6 protein-coding genes and 1 pseudogene are annotated in these 8,273 nt (G+C 71.6%); 5 read left to right on the forward strand and 2 right to left on the reverse strand.

The genetic code is table 11. The features are described from left to right. The coding region (locus tag VIB11_RS02895; RefSeq protein WP_332028188.1) for a sugar nucleotide-binding protein at window positions 1-205 on the reverse strand (205 nt) is incomplete at its 3' end. 330 nt (window positions 206-535) lie between these two features. Here VIB11_RS02895 and serA point away from each other — a divergent pair. The 5 genes from serA to cimA all read left to right on the forward strand — a co-directional run bounded on the left by serA (window position 536) and on the right by cimA (window position 8,093). Then, entirely contained in the window at window positions 536-2,122 is a 1,587-nt protein-coding gene (serA, locus tag VIB11_RS02900; protein ID WP_332028190.1) for a phosphoglycerate dehydrogenase, read from the forward strand. 532 nt (window positions 2,123-2,654) lie between these two features. Continuing rightward, on the forward strand, window positions 2,655-3,719 hold the full coding sequence (locus VIB11_RS02905) for a 3-isopropylmalate dehydrogenase (protein WP_332028192.1): 1,065 nt from the start codon (window positions 2,655-2,657) through the stop codon (window positions 3,717-3,719). Between the two features lie 151 nt (window positions 3,720-3,870). Further along, window positions 3,871-4,989 carry a branched-chain amino acid aminotransferase gene (locus VIB11_RS02910; protein WP_332028194.1) on the forward strand — a complete coding sequence of 373 codons (1,119 nt, stop codon included), beginning with the start codon at window positions 3,871-3,873 and terminating at the stop codon, window positions 4,987-4,989. A gap of 169 nt (window positions 4,990-5,158) precedes the next feature. Continuing rightward, window positions 5,159-6,094: a type IV toxin-antitoxin system AbiEi family antitoxin domain-containing protein gene (locus tag VIB11_RS02915; protein ID WP_332028196.1), complete on the forward strand. Its 936-nt coding sequence runs from the start codon at window positions 5,159-5,161 to the stop codon at window positions 6,092-6,094. Window positions 6,095-6,509: 415 nt separating this feature from the next. After that, on the forward strand, window positions 6,510-8,093 hold the full coding sequence (gene cimA / locus VIB11_RS02920; RefSeq protein ID WP_332028198.1) for a citramalate synthase: 1,584 nt from the start codon (window positions 6,510-6,512) through the stop codon (window positions 8,091-8,093). Here the strand turns inward: cimA and VIB11_RS02925 are convergent. Then, window positions 8,068-8,273: pseudogene (locus VIB11_RS02925) on the reverse strand (3-methyladenine DNA glycosylase); the annotation flags it as partial. The gene cimA and the pseudogene VIB11_RS02925 sit on opposite strands and share 26 nt — an antisense overlap.

Here is an 8,273-nt window from a genome sequence, read left to right on the forward strand (position 1 = left end):
CGTCGACAGCCCTGGCGCGGAAGGGGTTCGTCGCGCAGTGCACGACCGCGTCGACGTCCCGCACCGCAGCCGCGAGGCCCTCCCCGGTGGCGAGGTCGACGCCCGAGCGCCGGCTGGCCGGCGACGCCTGGTGCCCGCGACGCCGCAGCTCAGCGACGACCAGGCTGCCGAGTGCTCCGGCGCCGCCGGTGACGAGTACCTGCATGCGGACCATCCTGCGCCGGCTCGGGCGAGAACACCTATGGTCTGGGCCGTCACGTCACGTGCCCGTCGCTCAAGGACATCTCGCGCGGGCTCGCCCACGGCTTCCACGCCGGGTGCGCGCTGCTGTCGCACTGAGCCGCACGACCCGGTGCGGGGCGTGACCCGGGGGTGGCTGGCACCACGCTCCGAGTCGCGCTCACATCCCGGGACTCGCTATCCACATCGTGGGCGCCTGCCCGTATGCTGGGCGCGGCACAGTGCGGTGCCTGGCTCGCGCGGACCCTTTCCCGGAAGGTCCGCTCCCAACCCGTGACCACCGAAGGACTGACACGTGACCAAGCCGATCGTGCTGATCGCCGAGGAACTCTCGCCCGCCACCATCGACGCCCTGGGCCCGGACTTCGAGATCCGCACCTGCGACGGCGCCAACCGCGACGAGCTGCTGCCGGCGCTCGCCGAGGTCGATGCCGTGCTGGTGCGCTCCGCGACCAAGATGGACGCCGAGGCGATCGCCGCGGCCAAGAACCTCAAGGTCATCGCGCGCGCCGGGGTCGGGCTCGACAACGTCGACGTCCCCGCCGCCACCCAGGCCGGTGTCATGGTCGTCAACGCCCCCACCTCCAACATCACGTCGGCCGCCGAGCTCGCCGTCGGTCTGCTCCTCTCGACCGCGCGCAACATCGCGCCCGCCAACGAGGCGCTCAAGGGCGGCGCGTGGAAGCGCAGCAAGTACGGCGGCGTCGAGCTCCTGGACAAGAAGGTCGGCATCGTCGGGTTCGGCCGGATCGGGCAGCTCGTCGCCGAGCGGCTCAAGGGCTTCGGTGTGGAGATCCTCGCCTACGACCCGTACGTCTCGGCGCAGCGGGCCGGGCAGCTCGGCGCGCAGCTGGTGAGCCTCGACGAGCTGCTCGAGCAGAGTGACTTCATCAGCGTGCACCTGCCCAAGACCCCGGAGACGGTGGGCCTGATCGGCAAGGAGGCCCTGGCCAAGGTCAAGCCGACGGTGCGCATCATCAACGCCGCCCGCGGTGGCATCGTCGACGAGGAGGCCCTCGCCGAGGCGCTGCGCGAGGGCCGGGTGGCCGGCGCCGGCATCGACGTCTTCGCCAAGGAGCCGACCACCGAGAGCCCCCTCTTCGAGCACGAGTCCGTGGTCGTCACCCCGCACCTCGGCGCCTCCACCGAGGAGGCCCAGGAGAAGGCCGGCGTCGCGGTCGCCAAGTCCGTGCGACTCGCGCTCGGCGGCGACCTCGTGCCCGACGCCGTCAACGTCTCCGGCGGCGCCATCGCCGAGGAGGTCCGGCCGGGCATCGCGCTCGTCGAGAAGCTCGGCCGCATCTTCACCGCGGTGGCCGGTGCCGTGCCCGTGCAGCTCGACGTCGACGTCCACGGCGAGATCACCGAGCACGACGTGAGCGTCTGGAAGCTCTCGGCCCTCAAGGGGCTCTTCACGGACCTCACCGAGGACCCCGTCACCTACGTCAACGCGCCGCTGCTCGCGGAGCAGCGCGGCGTCGAGGCCCGGCTGCTGACCGACCCGACGTCGCAGGACTTCCGCAACGTCACCACGCTGCGCGGCACGCTCGCCGACGGCACCACGGTGAGTGTCTCCGGCACGCTGACCGGCCCGCGCATGGTCGAGAAGGTCGTCGGGCTGAACGGCTTCGACCTCGAGGTGCCGATCTCGGAGCACATGGCCTTCTTCACCTACACCGACCGCCCCGGCATCGTGGGCGCCGTCGGCCGGCTGCTCGGCGAGGCCGACGTCAACATCGGCGGCATGCAGGTGGCGCGCGACGCCCGCGGCGGGCGCGCCCTGGTGGCCCTCACCGTCGACAGCGAGATCCCCGGCGACGTGGTGGCGGCGATCGCCGCCGAGATCGAGGCCGAGGTGAAGGTCGTCGACCTCGAGGACTGACCCGGACACATCCCCCCGTATGCCGCGTGCGCGCCGAGCGCACGCGGCATACGGCTGTCTGTGGGGGAGCGCCGCGGGCGCCCGGCATCCGGCCACAGCGTCTCAGGGTGTGGGAAACGGGTTTCGGATGCTTGGACGTCCACGTAACCTCGAACGCATGGCGCGGCAGGTCGTAATTCTTATCCGCCGCGGCGAGTTCCGGTAGCCAGCCCCCTCGCCGCGGAGATCCCGCGTGCACGGCTGGCAGGGCGCCCCGGACCCGGGCGACGCCCCCGCAACTCCCTCCACCACTCGTCTCCTGTTGGGACACAGGGGAATCGCAAAGGACTGATACTCATGAGCGAAGAGGCTCGCAAGGCACGTCAGGCACTGCAGGAGTCCATGGATCTGCGCGAGCAGGGCCACACGGACGACTGAGACCCTCCGCGCCGCCAGGCGCACCACGACGAACGGCCCCCGGCACCGCGCCGGCGGGCCGTTCGTCATGTGAGACGCAGGTATCAGATGGCAAGACCGTCCGTAGGGTGGCTCCATGGCCGACGACTCCGCTGCAGACACCCTCGACATCGCCGTCATCGGCGGCGACGGGATCGGCCCCGAGGTCGTGGCGGAGGGTCTGAAGGTCCTCGGCGCGGCGACGGGGGAGAGCGGCCCCAAGGTCCACACCACGGAGTACGACCTCGGCGCTCGCCGCTGGCACGCCACCGGTGAGACCCTGCCGGACTCCGTGCTCGAGGAGCTGCGCGCCCACGACGCGATCCTGCTCGGGGCCATCGGCGACCCGAGCGTGCCGAGCGGCGTCCTCGAGCGAGGCGTGCTGCTCCCGCTGCGGTTCGCCCTCGACCACTACGTGAACCTGCGGCCCGCGCGGCTCTACCCCGGGGTGGCCAGCCCGCTGGCGGTCGACCGCGTGGCCCCGGACGGCATCGACTTCGTCGTCGTCCGCGAGGGCACCGAGGGCCCCTACGTCGGCAACGGCGGCTCCCTGCGGGCCGGCACGCCCCAGGAGATCGCGACCGAGGTCAGCGTGAACACCCGTTTCGGCGTCGAGCGCGTCGTGCGTGACGCCTTCGCCCGGGCGCAGGCGCGTCCGCGCCGGCACCTCACGCTCGTGCACAAGCACAACGTGCTGACCCACGCCGGCCACCTCTGGCGCCGCACCGTCGAGGAGGTCGGCCAGGAGTTCCCCGACGTGGAGACGGCCTACCAGCACGTCGACGCCGCCACGATCTTCCTCGCCACCGACCCCGGGCGGTTCGACGTCATCGTCACCGACAACCTCTTCGGCGACATCATCACCGACATCGCCGCCGCCATCGCCGGGGGCATCGGCCTCGCCGCGAGCGGGAACATCAACCCCGAGCGCACGTCGCCGAGCATGTTCGAGCCAGTGCACGGCTCAGCGCCGGACATCGCCGGGCAGGGCAAGGCCGACCCCACCGCGACGATCCTGTCGGTGTCGATGCTGCTCGAGCACCTCGGCCGCCACGAGGATGCCGCCCGGGTGGAGCGCGCCGTGGCCGCGGACCTCGCCGAGCGCGGAGGAGCCGTACGCTCCACGGCCGAGGTCGGCGACGCCATCGCCGCCCGCCTGTAGTGGCCGACGATCCCCCACCACCTCACTCCGTCGTGTCGGGGTATCTGCGGGCGCAGTGGCGCGCGCTCATACCCCGACCCGGTGGCACCGGCGGCAGCGGTAGCCTGCAGGAGAGATTCGACGCTGAGTCGCCCGACGTTTGGAGGTACCCATGACCGAGGCCCCGGCCCAGACCGAGCGCGCCCTCGACTTCACCGTCGAGCGCCGGCCTGACCCCATGCCCGACGCGCGGCGCGACGCGGTGCTGGCCGATCCCGGCTTCGGCAAGACCTTCACCGACCACATGGTGCGGGTCACGTGGACCCGGGACCGGGGCTGGCACGACGCCCGGGTCACCGCCTACGGTCCGCTCACGCTCGACCCGTCCGCAGCCGTCCTGCACTACGCGCAGGAGATCTTCGAGGGCATGAAGGCCTACCGGCACGCCGACGGGTCGATCTGGACCTTCCGGCCGGACCAGAACGCCGCCCGGTTCGCACGCAGCGCCCGCCGCCTGGCCCTGCCCGAGCTGCCGCCGGCGGCCTTCCTGCAGTCGCTCAAGGCGCTCGTCGAGGTCGACCAGGCCTGGGTGCCGTCCAGCGAGCACGGTGAGGCCAGCCTCTACCTGCGGCCCTTCATGTTCGCCTCCGAGGCCTTCCTCGGGGTGCGCCCGGCGGCCGAGGTCACCTACTGCGTCATCGCCTCGCCCGCGGGCCCGTACTTCAGCGGCGGCCTCAAGCCGGTCAGCATCTGGGTGTCGGGCGAGTACGTCCGGGCGGCGCCCGGGGGGACCGGTGCGGCCAAGTGCGGCGGCAACTACGCCGCGAGCCTGGCGGCGCAGGTCGAGGCCTCGGAGCACGGCTGCGACCAGGTCGTCTTCCTCGACGGCCTCGAGCACCGGTGGGTCGAGGAGCTGGGCGGCATGAACCTGTTCTTCGTCCTCCAGGACGGCAGCATCGTCACGCCCGAGCTGACGGGGACCATCCTCGAGGGAATCACCCGGGACTCCATCGTCGACCTGGCCAAGGAGCTGGGCCACGACGTCACGGAGCGTCGCATCTCGATCGACGAGTGGCGCACCGGCCTCGAGACGGGCGAGATCTCCGAGGTCTTCGCCTGTGGCACCGCCGCGGTGGTCACTCCGGTCGGTCGCCTCGCCTGGGACGGCGGCCACGCCCTCATCCACGGTGGCGAGGTCGGTGCCGTGACGTCGCGGATCCGCTCCGCCCTGCTCGACATCCAGTACGGCCGGGCGCGGGACACCCATGGCTGGATGGCCCGCCTCGTCTGACCCAGCTCCCCCACGAAAGGTTCGCCCAACCTTTGGATCCGGGCCGAACCTTCGGCCACGATCCAAAGGTTGGGCGAACCTTCCACAGGACAAGGGCGCACGGACCCGTCATCCACACGCGGGCTCGCGGCCCCAGCGTCACGGTGGCGTGTGGCGCGAGTGTGGCGAGATGAGCTCCATCGAACCCGCGCTCCTCGACCTCGCCCACGCGCAGCACGGTGCATTCGGGGCGCAGCAGGCCCGGGCACTCGGTGTGACCGACCTCGACATCCACGGCCTGGTGCGACAGGGCGAGGTCGTCCGCGTCCGGCGCGGTGCCTTCGTCCTGGCGGAGAGTCTCCAGGGGCTGAAGCCCGAGTCCGACTACGCCTTGCGCACCCGTGCGGTGCTGCTGTCGAGGCCGGGTGCGACGTGGGCGTCGCACCATGCCGCGCTCGCCCTGGCCGACCTGCCGCTGGTCGCATGTGACCTCACCCGGTTCGACGTGTGCGCGCGGGTGAAGGCGTCACACCGGCGTGGAGGTGTCGTCACCCACCCGCTGCCTCCGGACGAGAAGCCGCTGGTGCTCAAAGGGGCCAGGTCCATCACCACGGAGACCGCCCTCGCACAGGTGGCGGCGAGCTCCGGCGTCAAGGCCGGCGTCGCTGCCCTCGATGCAGCACTCCACAGCACGTGGGTCACGGCCGAGGGCGTCGAGGAGGCAGCAGCCCGGCTCGAGCTGGGGCCGAGAGCGCAGGGCCGAGTCACACAGGCATTGGGCCTCGCCGATGCGCACGCGGAGTCGCCGGGGGAGTCACTGACCCGGCTGGTCCTCACCGGCCTGGGCTTCTCGGTGCGCTCCCAGGTGCGCATCAGCGACACCGCCGGCTTCGTCGGCCGAGTCGACTTCCTGGTCGGCGAGCGGGTGGTGGTCGAGTTTGACGGGCTCATGAAGTACGAGGGGGCACAGGGCCGCGGGGCACTGGCGGCAGAGAAGCGACGGGAGGACCGCCTGCGGGCGGCCGGCTACGAGGTCGTCCGGCTGACGTGGGCCGACCTCGACCGCCCCAACCACCTTGCTCGGCTGGTGCGGGAGGCAACTGCTCGGGCGGCGCGTGGCCGGTGACCCGCCGTCCGGTGACCCGCGGCTGCAAGGTTCGCCCAACCTTTCCTTCCTTGGCGAACCGTCGCCCCGGAACGAAAGGTTGGGCGAACCTTGGAGCGGACCCTCCAACCGACGCGGGCGGCATACGGCACAGGGGGTCGGGCTGACCACATGCCGGACGGGGTGTTCAGATCCCGGATCCGCTGTGCGAGTCTCATCGCGTGACGACCTGGCACATGGCTACCGCCATGGTGATTATCGACTAGCGCGACGAGAGCTCCCTCGTCGCGCAGACCTCCCACACCCGGGGGGTCTTTTGCTTTGCATGAAGCAGTCGCTGCCAGGGTCCACCCCTCGCCCGCAGCGGCCGACGCGGGAGAATGACCACCAGGACGACTGGCAGCGACACACGAGACCGAACCCGAGCTGAGGACCGATGAGCACCCTGCACGTCTACGACACCACTCTGCGCGATGGTGCGCAGCAGGAGGGGCTCAACCTCTCCGTGTCCGACAAGCTGGCCATTGCCGCGCACCTCGACGAGCTCGGTGTCGGCTTCATCGAGGGAGGCTGGCCCGGGGCGAACCCCAAGGACACGGAGTTCTTCGCCCGGGCCCAGCAGGAGCTGCAGCTGCGCAACGCCACCCTCGCGGCGTTCGGCGCGACCAGGCGGGCCGGAGGCAACGCGCCCGACGACCCGCTGGTCCGCGCCCTCGTCGACTCCGGTGCCGACGTCGTGACGCTGGTTGCGAAGTCGCATGCCGGGCACGTCGAGCGGGCGTTGCGCACCAGCCTGGCCGAGAACCTCGAGATGATCCGGGACACCGTCTCCTTCCTCAGGTCGGAAGGGCGGCGCGTCTTCCTCGACGCCGAGCACTTCTTCGACGGGTATGCCGCGGACCGCGCCTACGCGCTCGAGGCGGTGCGGGCGGCGGTGGAGGCCGGCGCGGAGGTCGTGGCGCTCTGCGACACCAACGGCGGGATGCTCCCCGACCAGGTCGGCGAGGTCGTCGCCGACGTCATCGACGCGACCTCGGCGCGGCTCGGCATCCACTGCCACAACGACACCGGGTGCGCCGTCGCGAACTCGATGGCCGCGGTCGAGGCGGGTGCGACGCATGTGCAGGGCACCATCAACGGCTACGGCGAGCGCACCGGCAACGCCGACCTGCTCACCGTGGTGAGCAACCTGCAGATCAAGCGGGGGATGCCGCTGCTGGAGGAGCCGCGGCTGCGCGAGGCGACGCGCATCGCCCACGCCATCAGCGAGATCACCAACGTGCCCCCGTACAGCCGCCAGCCCTATGTCGGGGCCAGCGCGTTCGCGCACAAGGCCGGCCTGCACGCCAGCGCCATCAAGGTCGACCCGGACCTCTACCAGCACACCGACCCGACCCTCGTCGGCAACGACATGCGGATGCTCGTCTCCGACATGGCCGGGCGCGCGAGCATCGAGCTCAAGGGGCGCGAGCTCGGCTTCGACCTCGCCGGCGACCACGAGCTGCTCACCCGAGTCCTCGCCAAGGTCAAGGACCTCGAGCTGCGCGGCTACACGTTCGACGCCGCCGACGCCTCGTTCGAGCTGCTGCTCCGACGCGAGGTCGAGGGCGATGCCGTGCACGACTACTTCGACGTCGAGTCGTGGCGGGTCATCACCGACGCGCGGGCAGACGAGAGCGCCCTCTCGGAGGCCACCGTCAAGGTGCTCGCCGGCGGTGAGCGCGTGGTGGCCACCGGCGAGGGCAACGGCCCCGTGAACGCGCTGGACCACGCCCTGCGCCAGGCGCTCTCACCGGCCTACCCCGAGCTCGACAAGCTCGAGCTCATCGACTTCCGGGTGCGCATCCTCGACGCCGCCCACGGCACCGACGCCGTGACCCGCGTGCTCATCGAGACCTCCGACGGGCAGACCTCGTGGGAGACGATCGGCGTCGCGGGCAACATCGTCGAGGCCTCCTGGCACGCGCTCGTCGAGGGCGTGACGTACGGCCTGGTCAGGGCCGGGGTGCCGGTGCGCTGACCTCGGCGTCGGCGGCCGGGCGCAGCGCGTCGATGGCCGCCAGCAACCGCTGGCGCAGGGCCTGGCCGCGCGCCGCGAAGCCACGCTGAGCGGCGGCATACTGCGCCTTGCCCTCGGGTGTCTCGATGCGCACCGGTTCGTAGCCCAGCTCGGTGAGGTCGTAGGGCGAGGCCCGCATGT

The organism is Pedococcus sp., assembly GCF_036554925.1.
GTDB lineage: Bacteria > Actinomycetota > Actinomycetes > Actinomycetales > Dermatophilaceae > Pedococcus_A.

Coding starts and splice junctions, on each gene's coding strand:
- VIB11_RS02905 (WP_332028192.1), top strand. CDS start 2,655: ATGGCCGACGACTCCGCTGCAGACACCCTCGACATCGCCGTCATCGGC.
- VIB11_RS02910 (WP_332028194.1), top strand. CDS start 3,871: ATGACCGAGGCCCCGGCCCAGACCGAGCGCGCCCTCGACTTCACCGTC.
- VIB11_RS02915 (WP_332028196.1), top strand. CDS start 5,159: ATGAGCTCCATCGAACCCGCGCTCCTCGACCTCGCCCACGCGCAGCAC.
- cimA (WP_332028198.1), top strand. CDS start 6,510: ATGAGCACCCTGCACGTCTACGACACCACTCTGCGCGATGGTGCGCAG.